This is a genomic window from Cohnella abietis (assembly GCF_004295585.1).
Classification (GTDB): domain Bacteria; phylum Bacillota; class Bacilli; order Paenibacillales; family Paenibacillaceae; genus Cohnella; species Cohnella abietis.
Genome location: NZ_AP019400.1, coordinates 1,139,751 through 1,160,741 on the forward strand (window position 1 = coordinate 1,139,751; position 20,991 = coordinate 1,160,741).

Sequence of the window (20,991 nt, forward strand, 5' to 3'; positions counted from 1 at the left end):
GGAGGAAAACATGTCAATTCATAGCACGCTCCCAGAGAAAATTCGGATGCAGTTTTCCGGCGATCCCATTTTCAGCGTGAAAACAGACCTGCTGTTAAGCGGCCATTTCGGGGAACAGTGGGTTACAATTACGGAGCAAGAGGTTGCGATCTGGAGCGCCGATGGCACCCTCTCTTATCGGCTCCCTGTCGGGGAGCTAAAGGAAGCGCGGGCAATGAACGGCGTCGGAGGCGGCACATTGCTTGCGGATACAGATGCAGGACCGGTAGTAATCGCGCGCTATACGGCGGCACTATCATCGTTATTCGGATTTGCCGCGAAGTTGTTAAGCGCAATGGCCAAGCAAGAAGAACGCCCGGTTGTCTCGGAGAGGGAATTTCCGCGATACTGTCCGAGTTGCAATAACCCGCTCTTGGAAGGAACTCAAACGTGTCAGATTTGTAAAAGCAAAGGAAAAGTTTTGTTCCGCATGCTGGGCTACGCAACCCCCTATAAGAGGCAAATGATTGGTGCGGCGCTGCTGCTGATTTTTACCACGATCATTGAACTCATACCGCCTTACTTAACCAAAGTCATGATCGACGATGTCCTTCAGCCGAAAAGCGCAGGATCGACGCTATTGTGGGTAGTGCTCGGTCTTGGCGCAACGGCATTGGTCATGTCGGTCATGCAAACGGTACGCGGATTGATCGGGGTATGGGTCGGTTCCAAGCTGATGGGGGATTTGCGCAACGACATATATCGTTCTTTAATGAGATTGTCGCTTGCCTTCTTTGACCGGAGACAAACCTCGCAATTCATTGGACGGGTCAATAATGATTCGGAAGCGATGCGCCAGTTTATGACGGACGGTATTATTTGGGTTAGCGGTGAGTCGCTGCGGGTCATCGCCATATTCATTATCATGTTCGGGCTCGATTGGAAGCTGACCTTATTCGCATTGATTCCTATGCCTATTTTAATTTTTACATCGTTGAAAATATGGCCCAAAATCGGGCGACGCTGGTACCAGCAGTGGAGATCTATTTTCCGATTGAATGTACTCGTAGGTGATTCGCTTCAAGGGATTCGCGTGGTTAAGGCCTTCGGTCAAGAAAAGACGGAGATGTCTCGTTACACGGAGGCGAACCGCGAGCTGGTGCGCCATAATATTCGGATAGAAGGGCTTTGGCAGTTTATGTTCCCGTTTTTTTCGCTTATTGCGGCCACGGGTACATTGCTCATTTGGTATTTCGGCGGGTTATCGGTGCTACAGGATGAAATTCAATTGGGTGTGCTAATGGCGTTGATCGCTTACTTAGGTATGCTGTTCGGTCCTTTGCAGTGGGTCAGTCAGATGATTAACTGGGCTAGCCACGCGTTGGCCGCCGCCGATCGGGTGTTCGAGATTATGGATACTCCGTCCGACGTGCCGGATTCGCAGGACCCTGTTCCGATTGGAGTGCTTAAGGGCGAAGTCGTTTTTGAAAATGTGACTTACGGTTACGAGAAGCATCACCCTGTCCTGAAGGATATTAATTTGCAGGTTAAGGCTGGAGAAATGATCGGGCTAGTCGGTCATTCAGGTGCGGGTAAGTCGACGTTCATTAATCTGATTTGCAGATTTTATGATACGGATGACGGTCGGATCAGCATGGACGGCATCGATCTGCGCAGCATAAGTCAGTCCGATCTCCGTAAGCAGATCGGCGTGGTGTTGCAGGAAACGTTCTTGTTCGATGGCACGATTGCGGAGAACATCGCTTACTCCAAGATGGATGCAACGCCGGAGGAAATGATGCGGGCGGCGAAAATCGCCAATGCCCATGATTTTATCGTTCAGTTGCCGGATGGCTATGATACCAGAGTCGGGGAACGCGGGCATCGGCTGTCGGGCGGAGAGAAGCAGCGGGTAGCGATTGCCCGCGCGATCATTCACGATCCGCGTATTCTCATCTTGGATGAAGCGACCGCATCGGTGGATACAGAGACGGAAAGGCAAATCCAAGAGGCAATCTCGCGCCTTGTTAAGGGCCGAACAACGTTTGCGATTGCGCATCGGTTGTCTACACTTCGGAATGCAGACCGGCTTGTCGTATTGGATAAGGGGAAAATCGTGGAGGTCGGAACCCACGAAGAGCTACTCGCTCAAGATGGCGGGGCATATCGTAAGCTAGTAGACGCGCAGAAAGAGCTTTCCAAGATCAAGGGGGTTGAAGGCTAATGAAAGACAGCTACGATATTCATATGATTGAGCTGGGCGAAGCCTTCTTCAGCCGAGGTCAAGGGGGCGTCTTTCAAGGCGTCGTTAAAGGAACGGCGTATGAGGAGCTAATCGTTTACCGGACGTTTCCCTTCTTATACACGACTCAGTTCATTTCGATTCGTACGGCCAAGGGCGAAGAGCTGGGCATTGTCCGCGATCTTGCTGAGCTTGACGAGGAAAGTCGGATGGAATTGGGGCATGAGCTGCAATTGCGGTATTTTCTTCCGCGGGTAACCCGGGTAGATAGCGTGAAGCAGAAATCCGATCTATGGCTATGGGAGCTGCAGACGACTCTGGGTCCGACGCGGATCGCCATGCGGAACTTGCATGAGCATATGCAGTTTCCTGGAGGAGGCCGGATCATCCTGACGGACATCTACGGCAAACGCTGCGAAATATTGGATTGGCACGCTTTAGACAGCCATAGCCGGATGCAGCTGACCGATGTTATTTAATCTAATAAATAGTAGCGGTATACCAAAAGCATATGTTGCAGTCGAATATAAGGCGATCCCGTCCATTGGATGAGGATCGTCTTTGCGCGTATCAGGGTTATTTTCCAATTAATTTGTTTCGGAGAATAAGTGGTCAACGGTGATCATATCGTAGTTCTTCTTGTATCTCCCTGGAGACAAACCAACTAGTTCCTTGAATATTTTAGTAAAATACTTTCCATTGTTGTATCCAACTAACTCGGCAATTTTCTCAATCGTATAATTGGATTCAAGCAGCAGTGCTACCGCTTTTTTTACTCTTATTTTTGTTAGGTACTGGACTACGGTTGTTCCTGTATGCTGATGGAACAGTCTAGCCAAGTGATATTTGGAAACCGATACTTGATTAGCTAAATCCTCTAATCCGGCTAGAGTTTGATAGTCACTTTCAATGAGCTGCACCGCTAGTCTAACACAAACAGGCCAATGTCCCACATTGGCCTGTTTTATTTTTGCCTCGCGATAGAGCTCGGTTATGAATTGGTAAGTAGTTCCCGCTGCTTGAAACCCATCGGTAATTCTTTTTTTGGCAATCTCCTGATATATTCTGAACAAATAACGAATGACTGGGGCATCAGCTTCTATGGTAGGTATAACGCCCATTGTCTGTTTGACAAAGGACCAGCAATCTCCTACATGATCACCATGCAGGGCGATATAAAGAAATTCCCAATGGTCACTATCCTGCGGGAAGTAGTATTCATGATCGCTTGGAACTTCAACCAGAAAGGCTTGACCGGCCTTTAATGAATATGTTTGGTCTTCCATTCGAATCATGCCTTGTCCTGAGAGTGTGTATTGGAAAATAAACATTTTATTGCTCCCTCGTTTAAGCCCGTTCCAAATAAACGATGGTGATATCACCTTCATTAGCCCAATTGAATGCAATTGTACGGGGGAATTAGGGGGATACTCCAAGAAATGACACCCATAAGAACCGAAACTGAAATCGGATTCACGATATAGCAATATAGTATACCTCCAAGCAAGATATTGAAATTGTAAAGGGATATAAGCAAATATACAATGGTTTTGTAGCGCATGGACCAACAAATAATAAGCAATAAAGTGGAGGTAATACAGAATGACACTTAAATGGGTTAATAGATTAATGCGAGAAGACCTACCATTAACGCAACGCATCGAGGCAACAAATGGGTTTCACATTGATGGTTACGAGTTTCCCTCCTTTTCGCCGCTAGGTCAAAATGAAATGTCGTCTATTAGTGAGGACGGCGTGCTTAAAGTAATTACATCTATTCAAGCAGTGGGGGACAGCTTTGTTGTTAAGCATACGATTGAAAATTTGTCCGAACAGTTAACTAAGCCGATTTATCAGATTCAACCGTTAAAGCTGATATTTAATATACCAGGAACTCAGTGGAGACATATGTATGCGAACGGGGGTACGTTCGAATTTTATTATCCTCCCAAAGCCTTTCAAATCCAGGAACACTCTCGTTCGGAAGAAACATTCCGTATAGAAAGTCATAAGGGAGGTAGATCCTCGGATTTGCATCTTCCCCTTCTTATGTCAATGGCTTCACAAGACACCAATAGCGATGGGTTGTTTTGTGGTATGGAATGGTCAGGTGGCTGGTACATAGAGCATCAAGGCTTGGTTAAGCCGAAGGAAACGGAATATTCGCTTGCCCACGTAAGTGACCAAAGCCAGCTGACAGTTGGCATTAAAGTGAATGGTATGCAGCTGCAGCCAGGGGAAATATTAAGCCTACCAGCCGTTCAGATCGGTTTTTTCTCCGGTGGGCACCGTGCAGGTACGCAGGTACTTCGCAAGCATTTGCACGAGAATGTTTGTGCGCAGTATCATAATAAACCGATGATTCCGATCGTCAGTTATGATCATTGGTTTGGTATTGATAACGAGCTGAACGAGACACTCATGAGAGAGCAAGCAAAGCGGGCTGCTGAATTGGGAGTGGAGACCTTTGTCGTTGATGCTTCATGGTTTCCGGGTGATTTTCCATATGGAGCTGGAAACTGGGAGCAGGTAGATGAGAAGAAGTTCCCTCAGGGGTTAGATCCTCTTGCCGACTACGTTAGGGAATTAGGGATGGGATTTGGGCTATGGTTTGAGCCGGAGCGAGCCTGTCAGGGATCAATACTGGTAGAACGTAATCCGGAATGGTTCATTGTTAAGGAGGAAGGTAAAAATGAGTTTCTTATGAATTTAGCTTTAAAGGATGTGCAGGACTATTTAATCGAGATGATTGGCGGATGGATTCAACGATTAAAGCTTGTCTGGATCCGTTGGGATTTCAATGTTGAGCCACAGGGGTACTGGGACAAGATAGATCCTACATTGAAATATACATTTCACTACGTGGAAGGATTATACAGAGTACTAGATACCTTAATCGAAAAATACCCAGATTTGATGATCGAGGGATGTGCAGGTGGAGGACGTAGAATCGATCTGGGTACGATCAGAAGATCTCATACCTTGTGGTTTTCTGATCATTCCAAGGACCCATGGATTTGTCGCTATATGCAGGCAAGAGCCAATCGATTCCTGCCGGGTCATTTGTTGAATAGCAGTGTGGCTGTGGGCAGAAGACAAGGGGATGCACAATTTAACGATGTTGCGGTCCTAAGCAGGATGATGGGTAAATTAGCCTTTGATGGAGACATAGCGAGTTGGTCTCCTGAATTAACGATTACGATGGAAAAATGGAGCGCACATTTTAAGAGCATTCGTCACTTGCTCGTTCAGGACTTTTATCAGCTTACATCCATTCCAACAGCTTCGGAAGACGGGGATGCTGTACAGTTTACGAGCTATTCAGGGGATGAAGCGGTAATCTTTATTTTTTCTGGTAGTGATGATATGAAGATGAGCATTCCTTTATATGGGCTTGATAGCGAGCAAAGCTATGAAATACGTTACTTATCATCAGATAAAGTAGAAGAGAAAAGCCTGTATGGTAACGGCTTAGAATGGATGAGAGAGGGACTGAAGGTTGATCTTCCGGCAAATCAAGCTAGTCTGATTCATTGTCGACTTTCGGAACGAACTTGATAGGCTAGGAAAATATAGGTGCAATGTAATGAAGAGAGACTCCGAGGCAACACTTCCTTGGGGTCTCTCAAAAATCAAAAGGCGTTGGAACAGGTATAGCCTTCCTGTCCCAATGCCTTTTCGATAGTTCCTAAGTAAAAAGGAAGTAACTAATCTTTACCGCAGTCAACGTGATGATATAATTAAGCTTTACGTTGGGGAGCAAATCATCGAGACAACCGACAATCATCCGTTCTGGGTGGAAGGTAAGGGATGGATTTTTGCTGATGAACTTCAAGTAGGAGATAAACTTCAAAAGGCTGCGGAAGCAACCTGACGATTGATAAGGTTGAGTTGTTAAGTTAGATGAACCAGTTACGGTTTACAATTTTACGGTTGCTGACTTCCGCACGTATTATGTTACTGATATTGGGATTTGGGTTCATAATACAAATGGATGTCTTCGCCCAGAAGCTAAACACCTCAAATCAGGTAAGCATGGAGTTAATTGGACAGAAGATCCAGCGACTGCTAAAAGTTTGAATAAAAATCAAGGGCAATGGAGCAAAGCAGACTTAGATTTTGCGGGTCCAAAAGTAAGCATACTAGAGGCTGGTAAAAGCGTATGGTTTGATTTACCTACTGGTTCTACTTCAATTGTGCACATGACTGATGGAACAACCGTGAAAGCGACAAAAATCTTTGCTAGAAACAATGGTACCGGTACTTTCCATGGTTACCCGGCACCGTAAAAGGAGATTGCTCTATGAATTTTAGGATACAAGCAAGTTCCCCTAGGTATAATGAAGAATTTGATAACGAGGTAGACACTTTATCAGATGCTATAGAGAGCGTGTTTCCTTTGTGGAGTGAGTCGGCAATTTTAATGTGGAATACTATTCCCATTCCTTTAAGCTATAAATACGATTTAAGTCTAATGATAGATGATATTTTAAACGTATTGGAAAAGCTAAGAATAGAAACATCAGGAGAGTTAGTTATTCATTGGGTGTCGAACACATTTGCTAACATATGGACTTTGACTTGGGATTTAGAAAAACTAAAAATAAATTCTGAGTGGGGGAGTGTAGTAGGAGGAACTGAACAATTACTGATTCTGAGTGGCCCTGTCACTATACCAAAACAATCGTTTTGTGCAGAATGGAAAAGAGTGTTACACAATATCATACAGGCATTGGTGAAATCCGGATATAAAGAAGGGATTTTACCGGGAATGAACCGTCTAACTACTGAGTACAAAGCAATCGAAAAAGAAGGTATCATCTACAACTTATAATATTGTCCTTTATAATTTAAAAGATTCTAAACCCTAGTTCAATATTTATGGAAAAAGATAAGGTTTCAATAATGTTTGAAAGCTTATACAGCAATTTTTTAGAGTACAGTAAAGTTCTCTGCATAGACTTAGCGAGTAATACATTATTGAAAGAGTGGGGAAAATAGTTTTTATTGACCTTGAGGGCGGCAATCTCAAGGTCTTTCTTTTAACCCCATCCATTGCCGAATGAATCGGGCGGCAGTCTCAAATGGGGTTGTACTTTCATCAGACCCATATGAAATTTCTTTAAATGCAGATGTACGTACGCTTTTAAGCTTTATAGTTTGAGCCGGAGCGAGCCTGTCAGGGATCAATACTGGTAGAACGCAATCCGGAATGGTTCATCGTTAAGGAGGAAAATGATATGGAAACCTACATGAAACAAAATAGTATAATATGAAGGGAAAGTTTACGATAACATCCATACAAATGGGATAGAATATCAAAAATGGTGAGACGATTTTCATGCAACCGGGACAAGAACAATAGATAAAAACTCAAGTAGGAGAGATGAATGTGGATAAAGTATACAATTTAGTCCAAAACATAAGGCATCTACCTGAAATCCATCTTGGCAAGAAATCGTTACATTTACTTCAAGCATTTCTGCATGGTTATATAGAATATCACAACGAAATAACTGGTGAATCTAATTATTTCTTTCTTCCTGAATTTCAGAAATATGTCGAACAGCGGTTTAATATTAATACGACACATAGCTGGGCATCCCTCATTACTTTCTACTCTAGCAGCGATGAAGATGCATTCAATAATTTTTATAAAATATTAGATGAATTTTTCTCCGAAAATGCGAATTAACAGGAAATTTCATGTAGAGCAACTAACGATGTTGCCGTCATAAGCAGAATGATGGGTAAGTATAATAATAATGATGAGAGACTCCGAGGCAACAATTCCTTGGGGTCTCTCTTATAATTTATTTACTCTCGACTATTAATAATTCAACTTTTGTTCAGAAAAACAATTAGAAGAAGGTGCTACCATGTTATGTTTAAATGAGAGTGATAAATTTTAGAAAAGCATAGGGAGATAACGGTATGAAAAGGGTTTGGACATGGATACTTAAGCCAATTCAATACATCAAGCGATCCTTTTATAGGAAGATGCTCCTGGCTTTTTTTGCTGTGATTGTGTTAACGGTTACATCTTTAGGTGTGAACTTCTATATTGAAACCTCCGCGAATATTAAGAAAAGTGAAATATCGAATATGGATCGTGCAACTGAGCAAGCAGTTCAAACCTTACAATTACAAATGGGAAACATTAAAAATGATGCTTGGGGTTTCTTTGGGGATGAGGAGCTTCAAATCGCGTATAGAGATATATATGAGAATTTAGAAAAGATAGAGTACTTTAGTTATAAGTTTCTATTCATGCAGAATAGCAATGCGCTAGTTCAAATTATCACGGTAAATGATAAGGAAAATATTACACGTATTAAGGTGATGGCATCGAACAACTATGTCGAAGATCGAGATCTCTTTGAAAGTGAGAAGGCGAGGCTTAATCAGATTGCGTTAAGTAATAATGGCAAGGAGTCTTGGGTACTAACCGATGTCTATGATAAACAGAAAAAACAAATGTTCCAAACGATCGCCTATACACAAGCATTAAAAGATGTATATGCAGATTTTCAGCCCGTTCTGGGCAGCATGATTATTATTCTATCATTCGATAAGCTACAAATTTGGTTGAACGATTTAAAGATTCAAGATCATGGTGAATTCTATTTGGTGAATAAGCAGGATAGCCAAATTATTCTAAGCACGGAGATGGAGAATATCGGATCTCTTTTGTTTCAAGAAGCAAATTTAATGAAATGGAATGATCATAATGATGAGCCTTATGCATACGTAACCGATCAAGGCGGGAAATCCTTGGTCTTCTATCGAAGCGTAGCCAATACAGATTGGATTCTGGTTGGGAAGGTTCCTGTTTCTGTATTATTGGAGGAAGTCAATGCTTTGGCCCAAAGAACCATCATCATTGGATTTGCTTGTTTATTGATCGCGATGCTCTTAGCGAGCTTATTATCTTCACGTGTGCTGGTACCTATCAGACGTTTGAGAGTAGGCATGAGACAGATCCAGCAGGGAAAGTATAAAGTCTCTATACCTGTGGAAACGAATGACGAGATCGGATTTTTTGTCGTTAGCTTTAACAAGATGGCGATGGAAATTGATCAACTCATTAAGAAGGTTTATGAAACGGAGTTGAATAAAAAGGATGCTGAGATCAAAGCACTACAGTCTCAAATAAATCCTCACTTTCTATACAATACATTGGGTACAATTGAAAGCTTAGCAGCCGTTCAAGGGGAGGACAAAAGCATTCAGGAAATTTGTTGTTCTCTGGCGCAAATGATGCGCTATAACGTGAACGGTGGTAGCTTCTCTACTTTTGCTGAGGAAATTCAACAGATTAAGCAATATCTTAAGATTCAGCAGATTCGTTATGGAGCTCGTTTACAGTACGAGATTGAGGTGGAGCCTGAGCTGGAATCTGTGCGGATTCCCAAGCTGTTATTTCAGCCTATTGTTGAAAATAGCATTATTCATGGTATAGAGGGCTTGCGGAGAGGGGGGCAAATCCGGATAAAAGCAGTAGCTCAGAATGAGCTGGATATTGTCATAACGGTTAAGGATAATGGTCTCGGCATGAAAGAGGAGCGACTCGAAAAGTTACAAACCGATCTTGCGGAGGTTTCGATACGTGATTTTTCATTGGACCGTGAACAACGTTCAATTGGTATCGTTAATGCCCATGAACGTCTGAAATTAATATATGGTGAAGTCTATGGTCTAACAATTGAAAGTGAGCTTAGTAAAGGGACGGAAGTTTCAATTCGGTTAATGAAAACCGTTGTCTAAGAAAGGTGAGAGTGGGATGACCCTAAAGGTTCTTATTCTAGATGATGAAATGATTCAACGTAAAGGGATCATCGTCAAGATCCAGTCCTATGCGTTACCGCTTACGATTATAGGTGAAGCGGGTGATGGTGAAGAAGGATTGGAGCTTATTAGACAGGAAATCCCCGATATTGTGATTACAGATGTGCGTATGCCTGAAATGAATGGCTTGGATTTCATTGAGAAAGTACTGGAAATAAATGCGTTGATCTCATTTGTTATTATTAGCGGGTACAGCGATTTCGAATATGCCAAGCGTGCCATTAAATATGGAATATCCGATTATCTATTAAAGCCCATTGATGAGGACGAGCTACAGCTTGTACTGAGCCAACTCATTCATAAAAAAGAATCAGTGAAAAAAAGCCAAGCGGAATTGGATAAGCTAAAACAAGATCATGAAATGAATCGGGAGAGTATTAGGAAGCAGTACTTAACTAGAATAATTCAAACAGGACAAGCATCCCTGCCTATGGAAAATAACTCGAAGCTGGTTACAGATATGGAACACAGCCACCCTTATTTTCTGGCAATCGTGCTAGAGCTAGAGCCTTTTATACTCCCCCATTATTCATTTAGGGCTGGTGAGGAGCATCTGATTTGGTTCGCAGTTGAGAATGTGATGTCAGACCAGATGAAGCTAGCAAACTATGACGGATTTATTTTCCAACATGCGATCCATCAGAATGAAATGGTCTATGTCCTTGGGATAAGTCACATCAATGAGAACATTATGATCAAGGAATGGCTTGCCAATGTTCTCTATGGTATCAACCGTTATTTGAAGCTGGATGTCACGATTGCCATTGGTAGTGTTGTGGATCAGATGAGTTTAATGCAGCAGTCGTATCAATTGGCTAAATTATCGTTACGCAATAAAATGATGCAGGGTGCCAACCAAATCTATGATTATAGCGTAATTCGTGCACAATCGAATTCGAAGCATAATGTTATAAATGATCACGAGGAACGATTGTTGTTCAAGCTGTTATCTGATGGTAATGGAGTAGGACTCATCAATTGGGTGGAGAAACGTGTGCAGTTACTCGTGGATACTCCTATGTCGACTTATGTTCATCTCGAATGGTTTTGTGTAGACATGTATTTGCTTATGAGAAAATACCTAATCGAGAAAACGAAAAATTCAGACTTATTAATTGGTGAGATGGATGATCTACAGTTCTGGCTACAAAATTTAATGAGCTGGAAGGACGCGGTTCAGCATATTAGTAATCAGCTTTCACAGATTACTATATTTATCGCGGCTAAAGAAAATCAACCAGGTAAGGACTTGATGGGTGAAATAAAGCAGTATCTGGATTCAAATCTACAATCGCCGATCTCGCTTCAATTGATAGCAGAACGTTTTTTTATAAATCCGACTTATTTTTCCAGACGGTTTAAGGAGAACTATGGTCAAAGCTACTCCGAATACTTAACAAATTTACGACTCAATAAAGCTTCAGAATGGTTAGTTGGAACGGATCTTAAGATTCAGGAAATTGCAGAATTAGTAGGTTATGAAGGAGCAGCTTACTTTAGTAATGTTTTCAAAAAAGAACGTGGTCTTTCTCCAAATGAATTCCGGCAGGAGCATCGAACTCCTAAATAAGGTTGAATTACTTATAAACGAAAGCAAAATTATTGTATTCAGCACAAAGAGCTCCCATTATACAATTCAATTGTTAATAAAATATGATTTGTGGAGGCATTTGCGTGAAATTAAAAAGTGGGGCATTTAAGTTATTAACCGTATTGCTGACTTCTGCAATTGTACTAACTGCTTGTGGATCATCCAAGAATACTCCTGCAGCAAGCAGCGGGGCAAGCGCTACAACTCCAGCCGTAGAAACAGCATCAGCAACACCGGAGCCTGCAAAGGATGTTGAAATAACGGTTTGGGATCAACCGAATGATGATGATCCGAATAAGAAGGTTCAAGAAGAAATATTCGCAGCCTTTGATGCTGAATATCCGCATATCAAGGTTAAGCGTGAGAAATTAGATGATAAATATCGCGACAAATATTTAGTAGCTATGGCAGGAGGGGTTGGTCCAGATGCTTGGCATTCAGCAGCTTTTCCTGATATTCAGAAATATATTGCTAATGGATTTGTATTAGATTTAACGGATCGTTTGGATGCATGGGCAGATAAAGATAAAATGATGGCTGCCACAATGGAAGCTGGAAAGAAAGATGGTAAGTACTATGGCTTAACTTACGATGCCTACGTAATGACATTTGCCTACAATAAGAAGCTTTTTAAGGAAGCGGGCATCGAAAAACCGCCAGCTACGTGGGATGAATTTAGAGAGGTTGCGAAGAAGCTAACCGATCCTGCTAAGGGTACTTATGGCTTTAATATTCTGGGTTTAGAGTTTGCTGATTGGTTCTTTGAATATTTCCCTTGGCAAGCAGGTGGAGATTTGACTGTGAAAAATGACGATGGAACTGCGACACTAACCTTTACTTCTGAGCCAGTCGTTCAAGCCTTACAATTCTACAAAGATTTGAAATGGACCGATAAAGTGGTGCAGAAAAATGTTGTACAAAGCTTAGTCGACAACCTAAAAGATTTCGCAGCAGGTAAAGTGGGTATGGAGATTGGTAATGTAGATTGGTTTACAGGTAACGGCATGAACATTCAAGATATTGGTTTGATGCCATTTCCAAAGGGACCGGCTGGTAAAAACCCAGGTCAAGTTGGTGGATCCTATTGGACGATAAATGCCAAAACAAGCCCAGAGAAGCAGGATGCAGCATGGACTTATATTACTTATATGGCATCCAAAGAAGTGGCTGAGAAGAAGCTACAATTCTCTGCTGATAATGGAGCATTTCCAGGTTTGCTACAAGTTCGTACAGATGTTGATGTAACTAAATTCTTTGCTAACATCCCTGCCGACCTGACAGCAGTTGTTGCAGAGACTGCCGCTGATCCCCATTTAGAATATTTCCTGAAGGAAAGACTTACCCCTTATGTAGTCGGTGCTGTTCAAAAAATACTGTTGGATGAAAAAGCAGATCCGAAAGCCGAGCTTCAAAAAGCACAAGATTTAGCTCAAAAGGAAGTTGTGGATAAGTACAACGCAGATGTTTTAAGCGCAAAATAACAATTTACCGACTTATAAATGTCGGGACTCCCGCAGAAGGATTCCCGGCATTTTTCTTTGAGATAGTATTATGAAAAATAAACGTAGGAGGCAACTATATGCTTAAAAAGACATTATTACTTTATTTAATTGTAAGCGTTATCTTTACAGGTTTTGGTACAATTCCAGGACTGAATGTTGGGATTGCTGCAGCAGATGAGTTGATCGATCGTGATGTACCAGACTGGCAGATCGGGGGTAATGCACAAGGGGACTATACTCTGGATCGGAGTACGGTTCATTCAGGTACCTATTCCTTACGTCTGAACAACCTGACTCCATACACGGACAATACGTATTATTACGCCGCTCAGTCGGTACAGGTGAAACCAAATACGACCTATGAACTCAGTGTATGGGTCAAAGCGGATAACGCTTTGATAGTATGGTTCGGGGGAGGACCTGGTTGGAATCAGCGAAATTATGTTGCATTATCGGTTGATGTACCTTTATCTTATGATTGGAAAAAGGAAACGCTACAATATACAACAGGTCAGGATGAAACCACCTTTGATTTTAGAATCAATCTTGATAGTACTGTAGAAAATGTTTGGTTCGATGATATTTCGATGGTTGAAGCAGGTACAACAAACAATGTGATCAAGAGCGGTGATTTTGAGAAGAATCGACTGCCGGACGTTACTTCCAGTCAGCAGGTGGGAGAGGTTCTGTCTGGTACGGAGTTACAACTAAACAATGCGGTAGCTGAAACGACCATATATTTTACAACGGACGGGAGTGATCCTCGAACCTCAGAAACAAGTGCAGTTTACACGCAGCCTATTTCTATTACAAAAACGACAACAATAAAAGCGTATGCGACAAAGACAGATTCGTCAGATAGTCAGGTCTCCAGCTTCGACTATTGGATTGTAGATCATGATGTACCAGAATGGGGATTCGGGGGTAATGCACAAGGGGACTATACTCTGGATCGGAGTACGGTTCATTCAGGTACCTATTCCTTACGTCTAAACAACCTGACTCCATATACGGACAATACGTATTATTACGCCGCTCAGTCGGTACAGGTGAAACCAAATACGACCTATGAACTCAGTGCATGGGTCAAAGCGGATAACGCTTTGATAGTATGGTTCGGGGGAGGGCCTGGTTGGAATCAGCGAAATTATGTTGCATTATCAGCTGATGTACCTTTATCTTATGATTGGAAAAAGGAAACGCTACAATATACAACAGGTCAGGATGAAACCACCTTTGATTTTAGAATCCATCTTGATAGTACTGTAGAAAATGTTTGGTTCGATGATATTTCGATGGTTGCAGCAGGTACAACAGTAAATGTGATTAAGAATGGAGATTTTGAGCTGAAGCCTCTACCTGATGTGACTTCTAATCAGCCGTCGGGAAAGGTTGCTCTAGGTACGGAAGTACAATTAACCAACACGGTAGCTGGAGCGGAAATTTATTATACTACGGACGGGAGCGATCCTCGAACCTCAGAAAATCCGTTGGTATATGAGGATCCGATTACGATTACAAAAACGATGACAATAAAAGCGTATGCCACAAAGGTAGATTCGCTCGATAGTCGAGTCACCAGCTTCGATTATTTGATTTTCGATAATTCGTTCATTGATCGTGATATACCAGGCTGGGAGGATATCGGGGGTCCTGCGCAAGGGGAGTATACACTGGATAAGAGTATCGTTCATGGAGGTATCTATTCATTACGTTTGAGTAACAAGTCTTCAGTTGCGCCAAATGTGTATTATGCCGTACCTCAGTTGGTAAAGGTGAAGCCAAATACAAACTATAAAATCAGTTTGTGGGCTAAAGCGGTTAACGCTTCAAATATATGGTTTGGGGGAGGTCCAGGCTGGGGTTTGCGAAAGAGTCTTGCAACGGAGCAGGAAACTTATGACTGGAAAAGGGAAGAGATTTCGTATACAACAGGTCCGGATGAAACCGAATTTGGTTTTAGAATCGCTATTGATGGTAAAACAGAATTTATTTGGCTTGACGATATCTCGATGATTGCAGCAGGTACAACGGACAATCTTATTAAGAATGGAGATTTTGAGCTGAAGTATCTACCTTATGTGACTTCCAATCAGCAGTGGGGAAAGGTACCTCAAGGTACGCAAGTACAATTAACCAACAAGGTAGCTGAAGCAAAAATTTATTATACTACGGACGGGAGCGATCCTCGAACCTCAACAAATAAGACGCTTTATGAGCAGCCCATTTCGATTACTAACTCGATGACAATCAAAGCGTATGCGACAACGTCAGATTCGCTCGAAAGTGAAGTTAGCAGCTTCGAGTATTGGATTGGAACCGGAGCGGATCCAGCAACCATTATTAACGATCCGTTGTCGTCTATGTTGGCATTAAATATGCACGGGCCTGCAAATTCGGTCAGGTTAGATCTAGCAAAAGCAGAAGGTTTTGGTTGGGTGAGAACTGATTTACATTGGGAAGATGTTGAACAAACTATAGGTAACTATAACTGGGCTTATTATGACATCATTGTCAATAGGGCTGCAGCAAGAGGTATGAGAGTATTATTTGTAGTAAGTTATGGAAATGCTATTTATCCTACTGATGTTAATACTAATAATGCGCCAAGCACTCAAGAGGCGGTTGATGGTTTTGCTAAATTTGCTAAAGCGGCTGCAGCGCATTTTAAAGGAACCGGGACCCAATTCGAGATTTACAATGAACCCGAAAATTTTGGTCCCTTAACCCCTGAACAATATGCCTCTCTTTGTGAGGCTGCCAGCGCCGCTATTCACGAGGCTGACCCGTCGGCATTTGTGGTATCCGCTGGAACTGGGATGTTTAACTATGCTTATCTAGACGAAATGCTTAAAGCAGGTCTTGGTGATATTGACGCTGTTGGGGTACACTCCTATTGGATGGACGTCTGGAATCAGGAGGGAGACCGCAACACTTATCCTGAAGCTGTCTTTGACCATACGCATAATTGGCGCGATATGTATCAAAAATATTTACCTTCCATGAACATTGCTTATATGACAGAGCAAGGTGTGAATTTGGATATTGATACCCAAGGTGATCAACACAAAAAGGCTTATTTAATCACGCGTATGTTCCTTGCGCAATGGATGGCCGGTTACAAATTCATTTGTTACTATGCTGATGGAGCTGCCGAGTGGTCGCTATTTGACAATGATGATAACGGGCAAATCCCACGTGCCAATACCGCTATTCAAAAGCTAACTGTGCTGTCAGCCAGTCATGACTTTACCGATTTTTCACTACCTGATGACAGTACCGGTTTTTATACGTTGACCTTAACAGGAAGTAGTACAGTTCAAGCGGTATGGCTAGCTAAAGGGGCATCTAATACTTATCATGTTCCACTGGGGTCAACCGCTACGGATATGTATGGGAATCCTGTCACTCTCACGAATAATGGGATCGACCTTTCGGTAAATATGACTGAGGACAGTGGTGTATATTATTTTACTTTGAACGGTCCAGCACCAACGCCGACACTGCAACCTGTTCTAACTAGCTTGAGTAATGACGATGCTTCAATCACCTACGGCGGAACTTGGTCTCCTAGTAATGGGCATGGTAGTTTCGCTGGTATTTTCAGTGGTCATTACAGTGATAAATATAAATCTTCAAACATTGCAAACAACTATTATGAGGTAAAATTTAGCGGCAACAGAGCCAAAATATTTGGCGAAAGATATGTTAATTACGGCCTGGCCGATGTGTATTTGGACGGTGAACTAAAAACAACTGTAGACCTCTTCCACAATTTTCCGCTGAGACAGACATTATATTTTGATACAGGTAGACTGGACAGCGGCGATCATACGTTGAAAATTGTCGCTAGAGGCGAAAAGGGTGGTTTTTCAAGTGATTACTATATCGGATTAGACAAGGTAGTAATATATAATGACGGTACACCAGTAACTGATAAAACAGCATTAGTAACAGCAATTAATAATGCGAATATATTAATTTCAAGCAAAACAGTGGGAACAGCGGTAGGAAATGTACCTCAAACAGCACATGACGCATTGCAGAGTGCGATCGATGCAGCTTCAGACGTGAATAATAATGCATCAGCAACACAAGCAGAAATAGATGGACAGATCACTATACTTGCATCAGCCACTACAAGCTTCAATGCCGCGATAATAAAATCGTCAAATTCAACGACAACACCAACTGATAATAGTGGTGGCGGTAATCAAGGAAATACAAATGTGGTAACTGTGGAGAACGGTAAAGCAGTAGTCAAGCTCGATAGCAAGCAAACCACGATATCTGTACCGTTAATAGAAATTGGAGACCGTCCACTTCAAGTACAGGCAGGATCGGTGATCGTTAATATTGATCAAGTCTTGCTAAGTGCCTTGAGAAAACAGGCAGGTGTTGAAGCAGGTACAACAATTGAAGTACAGATCAAGCCAGTGAGCGAAACTGGGGGCACGAATGCTTCACCTCAAGGAGCGGCTGCTCACATCAAAGTTGCAGGTCAGGTATATGAAATTAGCATCCTGTTAAAAAAATCAGACGGCAGCACAATTGAGGTTAAACAGGTAAATGGAAGCGTAGAAATTACATTACCTTATGATGCCAAGGGTGTTGATGAAGAGCTTCTTGGCATTTACTACTACAATGAGACGACCAAACAATGGGAGTATGTAGGTGGCCAATTGAACAGTAGTGCGCAAACACTAACTGTAAAGCTACAGCATTTAAGTAAATATGCCGTTCTGGAATTTAACAAGATGTTCAGCGATGTACCGGCTACACACTGGGCTGCAAGAACTTTGCAAGTATTGGCAGCTAAGCACGTTGTAAACGGTGTGAGTGACAGCTTGTTCCAACCTGAAGGGGATACGACACGAGCGGAGTTTGTAGCGCTCTTAGTTCGCGCCTTAAATCTTCCAGCATCTGAAGAGGTGAAGGTATTCAAGGATGTGAAATCAGATGAATGGTATGCAGGAAGTGTGCAGGCAACTGTGAAAGCAGGCATTGTTTCCGGTGTGAGTGTTGACCGCTTTGCTCCGAATGCTCCGATCACGCGTGCGGAGATGGCCGTGCTTATTGCGAGAGCACTTGGATTAAAGGACGACGCAAACGTCAATGCTGGGTTTGCTGATTCGGAGGATATCCCCGTATGGGCGGTGCCAGCAGCGGCAGCACTTAAGCAACTCGGTATCATTCAAGGCAAAGGGCAGAATAGGTTCGATCCGAAAGCTAATGCAACAAGAGCAGAAGCGGCTAAGCTGATTCTGGCAGTCATTAATCACTGAAATAAGAGATAAGGAAGAGGCTCCAGGGCGTAAGTCGCCTTAGGGGCCTCTTTTGCTGCACCTAAATGCAGTTGAATTACTTTTAGCTGAAAGTAAAATTATTCTATTCATCGCTATGAGGTCCTATTATACAATTTATATTAACAAATAAAGATGTCAGGGTTCCGCTAGTGGAATCCCGACATTCGACATTTATCTTCAGCAAAAGGGTGATGAAATGGAATTGATTATGGAAACGAAGCCAGAAAAAAAACAAAAGCGTAAGTTTGTTATCCGCTGGGTGCCTGTTTTATTTTTAACCCCCGCCATTATTTGTTATCTATTGTTCAAATATTATCCAACGCTAAGAATGATCCATATCAGTTTTTTTGACTATAACGTTGGAAATCCCCCTGGTAAATTTGTTGGAGTAGATAATTTTATCCAAACATTAACTTCATCTTCCTTTTGGCATGCATTTGGAATTACTCTCATGTTTGCTTTAATGTATCTTGTCTTAACCTTCTGGATCCCTATTGTCCAGGCTTTATTCCTGAACGAAATTCACCGAGGGAATGTACTATTTCGGTTCATCTATCAAATCCCCGCTATTGCACCGGGTGTTGTTACGGTATTGATATGGAAATATATGTATAATCCTGATTACGGAGTATTGAATTATTATCTAGGTAAGCTTGGATTAGGCCCCTATCTTTGGTTGAATGATCTTAATATGGTTAAATACGCCATTGTTCTACCTTCTGTTTTTGCTAGCTCGGGTATTGCTATTCTTTTATACTATTCAGCCATCCGTGCCGTTTCAACAGAAATATTGGAAGCTGCCAAAATGGATGGATCAGGTCCTTGGCGAAGAATGATTTCGATTATTTTACCTAATATTCAATATATTATCCTGATTCAGTTTATTGCTTTTTTAACAGGTGCACTGTATACATTTGATAATATTTATGTTTTCACACAAGGTGGTCCTGCTAATCAAACAATGGTGGCATCCATACTTGTATATAATGCAGCATTTAATGAATTACGCTTTGGTACAGCGAGTGCAATATCATTTTTATTATTTATCCTGACGGCGGTAATTACATTTATACAACTAAGACAATCGAGGGAATCCGATTAAGGAAGGAGGGAATGTAATGAGTAATAATAACAATCATATTAAAGAAAAAGGTCATCGTACAATGAAGCTTATCGCTTATCTGATAACGCTATTTTTTATTTTAGCGGCGTTGTTTCCATTATTTTGGATGATCTCCTCATCGATGAAGAATGAATTATCCATAACAGCAAATCCACCTAAGTGGTTGCCTTCTATTCCACAAACCATTCAAGTGACATTGGATTATACGGATCAAGCAACAGAAGATGCTGATTTTTATGAGAAGGACGCGATGAAAGCGATCTGGTTTCCTTGGAAAATGAATAGTCGCGATTTGATCGGAGCTGTTGTCATAGAGGGGGTAAAGGATGGCCGACTCCTGTATCGGGCAAAAACAGCAGGTTACTCCTTCCGGTACGCACATAAATTTATTGTTCCCTCCAGTCTCTTTAGTGGAGATGGGATGGATAATAAGCTATCAGATATTAGAAAGCAAAAGTATTCAACGTTTAAGTGGTATGGGGATGCAGGGATATCAAATGAGAAAGCAACAACAAACTCGGATTCTGAGGTTGTTCACCACTTTCAAGAGTTCTATCAGACGACTGAATTTGTGAAGGGTAAGTCGCTAAGCTTGGCGACATCTAGAAACTTTTGGAGTATATTCGACAGTTATCGGACAGTCATTCTAATGGGCCAAGCCCAATCAAGCAACGGTCCGTCCTATCTTCATTACTTTTATAATAGTGCCTTCGTTACCCTTACTTCAATTTTACTTCAGCTTGTTATAGGTTCCCTGGCAGCCTATGCTATTTCCTTTACAATTCGGAGCAAGAAGCTTCAGCTGTGGTTAACCATGTTCTTTCTAGCAACGCTTGCCGTACCTGATATTGTGCTGCTTGTCCCGCTATATTTAACCATGAACCAACTGCATTTAGTGAACTCATTATGGGGTATTATTCTACCGCATACAGCTTGGGGAATCGTTATCTTTTTATTCAAAGGATTTTTCGATCAATTGCCACGTGAGCTTATGCAAGCAGCTGAAGTGGATGGTGCATCAGATATAAGGAAGTTCGCTCAGATTGTCCTTCCGATGTCGATACCCATATTCACTGTGGTTACAGTTATGACTTTCTTACCTGTTTGGAACGAGTTTTTGTGGCCGCTAGTTATTGCGACAGGACAAGATAACTGGACAATTACGGTTGCCTTAAACTCGCTACAATCAACGACTCCAGCGAACATAGTTATGGCAGTAGGTGTTTTAAGTATGATCCCTTTGTTAATCGTATTTGCAACCTGTCAGAAATATATAGAAAAAGGCGCTTCTTTTACAGGCGTAAAAGGGTAAGGGCAAAGGTATTGTCGTAATAAACCTATAATATACCTTTCTGTTTTTTACAATAGAGTTAATTCAACGAATAGGTGGGACATGAACA

At 42.0% G+C, this 20,991-nt stretch carries 14 protein-coding genes; 13 read left to right on the top strand and 1 reads right to left on the bottom strand.

Features of this window, described 5'->3' with window-relative positions:
* The first annotated feature begins 10 nt into the window (after window positions 1-10).
* Together KCTCHS21_RS04680 and KCTCHS21_RS04685 are read left to right on the top strand one after the other, a co-directional pair.
* The gene (locus KCTCHS21_RS04680) at window positions 11-2,203 is read left to right on the top strand and encodes an ABC transporter ATP-binding protein (RefSeq protein ID WP_130605415.1); all 2,193 of its coding nucleotides are present in this window, start codon (window positions 11-13) and stop codon (window positions 2,201-2,203) included.
* Complete coding sequence (locus KCTCHS21_RS04685) at window positions 2,203-2,700, top strand: DUF1854 domain-containing protein (RefSeq protein WP_130605417.1); 498 nt, start codon at window positions 2,203-2,205, stop codon at window positions 2,698-2,700. The genes KCTCHS21_RS04680 and KCTCHS21_RS04685 overlap by 1 nt, the downstream gene beginning before the upstream one ends.
* A gap of 108 nt (window positions 2,701-2,808) precedes the next feature.
* Here KCTCHS21_RS04685 and KCTCHS21_RS04690 read toward each other — a convergent pair whose 3' ends face one another.
* Entirely contained in the window at window positions 2,809-3,882 is a 1,074-nt protein-coding gene (locus KCTCHS21_RS04690; protein WP_130605419.1) for a helix-turn-helix transcriptional regulator, read from the bottom strand.
* On the opposite strand from KCTCHS21_RS04690, the gene KCTCHS21_RS04695 reads away from it, so the two are divergent.
* The 11 genes from KCTCHS21_RS04695 (at window position 3,824) to KCTCHS21_RS04740 (ending at window position 20,903) form a co-directional block, all read left to right on the top strand.
* Entirely contained in the window at window positions 3,824-5,779 is a 1,956-nt protein-coding gene (locus tag KCTCHS21_RS04695) for a glycoside hydrolase family 36 protein (RefSeq protein WP_130605421.1), read from the top strand. The genes KCTCHS21_RS04690 and KCTCHS21_RS04695 overlap by 59 nt on opposite strands.
* 181 nt (window positions 5,780-5,960) lie before the next feature.
* Window positions 5,961-6,095: a polymorphic toxin-type HINT domain-containing protein gene (locus KCTCHS21_RS31635; protein WP_269472762.1), complete on the top strand. Its 135-nt coding sequence runs from the start codon at window positions 5,961-5,963 to the stop codon at window positions 6,093-6,095.
* A 202-nt stretch (window positions 6,096-6,297) separates the two neighbouring features.
* Window positions 6,298-6,510 carry a hypothetical protein gene (locus KCTCHS21_RS31065; RefSeq protein ID WP_162309229.1) on the top strand — a complete coding sequence of 71 codons (213 nt, stop codon included), beginning with the start codon at window positions 6,298-6,300 and terminating at the stop codon, window positions 6,508-6,510.
* A 14-nt stretch (window positions 6,511-6,524) separates the two neighbouring features.
* The gene (locus KCTCHS21_RS04705) at window positions 6,525-7,055 is read left to right on the top strand and encodes a hypothetical protein (RefSeq protein ID WP_130605423.1); all 531 of its coding nucleotides are present in this window, start codon (window positions 6,525-6,527) and stop codon (window positions 7,053-7,055) included.
* 558 nt (window positions 7,056-7,613) lie between these two features.
* Window positions 7,614-7,916, top strand: a complete 303-nt coding sequence (locus tag KCTCHS21_RS04710) for a hypothetical protein (RefSeq protein WP_130605425.1) — start codon at window positions 7,614-7,616, stop codon at window positions 7,914-7,916.
* A gap of 239 nt (window positions 7,917-8,155) precedes the next feature.
* On the top strand, window positions 8,156-9,988 hold the full coding sequence (locus KCTCHS21_RS04715) for a sensor histidine kinase (protein ID WP_130605427.1): 1,833 nt from the start codon (window positions 8,156-8,158) through the stop codon (window positions 9,986-9,988).
* On the top strand, window positions 9,981-11,639 hold the full coding sequence (locus KCTCHS21_RS04720; RefSeq protein ID WP_162309267.1) for a response regulator transcription factor: 1,659 nt from the start codon (window positions 9,981-9,983) through the stop codon (window positions 11,637-11,639). Before KCTCHS21_RS04715 ends, KCTCHS21_RS04720 begins: the two co-directional genes overlap by 8 nt.
* 104 nt (window positions 11,640-11,743) lie before the next feature.
* Window positions 11,744-13,141, top strand: a complete 1,398-nt coding sequence (locus KCTCHS21_RS04725) for an extracellular solute-binding protein (RefSeq protein WP_157993949.1) — start codon at window positions 11,744-11,746, stop codon at window positions 13,139-13,141.
* 98 nt (window positions 13,142-13,239) lie between these two features.
* Window positions 13,240-18,447 (top strand): FN3 associated domain-containing protein, encoded by a 5,208-nt coding sequence (locus KCTCHS21_RS04730; protein ID WP_130605433.1) that lies wholly within the window; start codon window positions 13,240-13,242, stop codon window positions 18,445-18,447.
* 217 nt (window positions 18,448-18,664) lie between these two features.
* On the top strand, window positions 18,665-19,570 hold the full coding sequence (locus tag KCTCHS21_RS04735; protein ID WP_232058076.1) for a carbohydrate ABC transporter permease: 906 nt from the start codon (window positions 18,665-18,667) through the stop codon (window positions 19,568-19,570).
* A gap of 16 nt (window positions 19,571-19,586) precedes the next feature.
* Window positions 19,587-20,903 carry a carbohydrate ABC transporter permease gene (locus KCTCHS21_RS04740; protein ID WP_130605435.1) on the top strand — a complete coding sequence of 439 codons (1,317 nt, stop codon included), beginning with the start codon at window positions 19,587-19,589 and terminating at the stop codon, window positions 20,901-20,903.
* Window positions 20,904-20,991: the final 88 nt, after the last annotated feature.

Excerpts from the sequence above, each read along its gene's own strand:
- KCTCHS21_RS04715 (WP_130605427.1), top strand. The coding sequence starts at position 8,156 with ATGAAAAGGGTTTGGACATGGATACTTAAGCCAATTCAATACATCAAG.
- KCTCHS21_RS04685 (WP_130605417.1), top strand. The coding sequence starts at position 2,203 with ATGAAAGACAGCTACGATATTCATATGATTGAGCTGGGCGAAGCCTTC.
- KCTCHS21_RS04680 (WP_130605415.1), top strand. The coding sequence starts at position 11 with ATGTCAATTCATAGCACGCTCCCAGAGAAAATTCGGATGCAGTTTTCC.
- KCTCHS21_RS04740 (WP_130605435.1), top strand. The coding sequence starts at position 19,587 with ATGAGTAATAATAACAATCATATTAAAGAAAAAGGTCATCGTACAATG.
- KCTCHS21_RS04695 (WP_130605421.1), top strand. The coding sequence starts at position 3,824 with ATGACACTTAAATGGGTTAATAGATTAATGCGAGAAGACCTACCATTA.
- KCTCHS21_RS04730 (WP_130605433.1), top strand. The coding sequence starts at position 13,240 with ATGCTTAAAAAGACATTATTACTTTATTTAATTGTAAGCGTTATCTTT.
- KCTCHS21_RS04735 (WP_232058076.1), top strand. The coding sequence starts at position 18,665 with ATGGAATTGATTATGGAAACGAAGCCAGAAAAAAAACAAAAGCGTAAG.
- KCTCHS21_RS04690 (WP_130605419.1), bottom strand. The coding sequence starts at position 3,882 with ATGCGTTGCGTTAATGGTAGGTCTTCTCGCATTAATCTATTAACCCAT.
- KCTCHS21_RS04705 (WP_130605423.1), top strand. The coding sequence starts at position 6,525 with ATGAATTTTAGGATACAAGCAAGTTCCCCTAGGTATAATGAAGAATTT.